The sequence below is a fragment of the Micromonospora sp. NPDC051300 genome (assembly GCF_044455315.1).
GTDB classification, from domain to species: Bacteria; Actinomycetota; Actinomycetes; order Mycobacteriales; family Micromonosporaceae; genus Micromonospora; species Micromonospora robiginosa.
The window spans coordinates 1-1,319 of record NZ_JBITEP010000071.1; the positions used below are offsets into that span (position 1 = coordinate 1).

Here is a 1,319-nt window from a genome sequence, read left to right on the forward strand (position 1 = left end):
GACAGAGATGATGTTTGTGAGCACCTCCCGCCGAGGTCTGACCCACCGACTGACTGACTTCGGGTCTTCAACGGGATTTGTCGGCCTCGGTCGGGAGGTGCTCGTGCACTCACTGGACGTGGCGTTGTGACTTCATAGGAGCCTGGCTAGAGGCCCCATCTCTGTCTTGTCCGCGTTGCCCGGCTGGTGCGTGCCGCCCTGCCCCAGTCACGAACGACAGGACGACGATGCCTCCTATTACACCGCAGGACGCCGCGATCATTGAGGTCGCCGGTGGAGTTGACACCCACCAGGACACCCACACCGCCGCCGTGATCGACGTGGTCGGGCGGGTGCTGGGCACTCGGCAGTTCCCCGCGACGGCGGCCGGTTACGCCGATCTGCTGACCTGGGTACGCGGGTTCGGCCAGGCGTCACGGATCGGAGTCGAGGGGACCGGCGCCTACGGAGCAGGGCTCGCCCGTCGGCTGCGCAGCGAAGGTATGCAGGTCATCGAGGTCGACCGGCCCAACCGCAAGACCCGCCGGTTCCAGGGCAAGTCCGACCCGATCGACGCCATCGCCGCGGCCAAAGCCGCCCTGGCCGGCGAACGCACCGGCATCCCCAAACAACGCGACGGCCGCGTCGAAGCGCTGCGCAACCTGCGAGTAGCCCGCCGCAGCGCCGTCGATCAACGCGCCGACACCCAACGCCAGATCAAAACCCTGATCGTCACCGCCCCCGACGAGCTGCGCGCCCACCTGCGCGGCCTGGCCATCAAGCAACTGATCAGCACCTGCGCGAACCTGCGACCCGACCGCACCGACGCCACCACCCCGGGCACCGCCGCCAAGATCGCCCTACGGTCCTTAGCCCGCCGCCACCAGCAACTCGCCGTCGAAGTCGCTGACCTCGACGAACTCCTCGAACCGCTGGTCGCCGCCATCAACCCTGCCCTGGTCGCGGTCAACGGTGTCGGCGCCGATACCGCCGGGCAACTCCTGGTCACCGCCGGCGAGAACCACGACCGGCTCACCAACGAGGCCGCGTTCGCCATGCTCTGCGGCGTCGCCCCGATCCCCGCCTCCTCCGGCAAGACCAACCGCCACCGCCTCAACCGCGGCGGCGACCGTCAAGCCAACAAAGCGCTCTACCGCGTCGTGCTCTGCCGCCTGCGCTGGGATATCCGCACCCGCGCCTACATGGAACGACGCACCAAAGACGGCTTGTCCAAGAAAGAGATCATCCGATGCCTCAAACGCTACGTCGCCCGCGAGCTCTACCAGATCATCACCTCAAACGATCTTAAACTCGCCGCTTGACATCCATAGGAGCATCCC

The 1,319-nt window shown here is 67.0% G+C and carries 1 protein-coding gene; it reads left to right on the forward strand.

Annotation, left to right across the window (positions count from 1 at the left end; genetic code table 11):
• The first annotated feature begins 236 nt into the window (after positions 1 to 236).
• On the forward strand, positions 237 to 1,301 hold the full coding sequence (locus ACIA5A_RS30890) for an IS110 family transposase (RefSeq protein ID WP_396768313.1): 1,065 nt from the start codon (positions 237 to 239) through the stop codon (positions 1,299 to 1,301).
• The last annotated feature ends 18 nt before the right edge of the window (positions 1,302 to 1,319 follow it).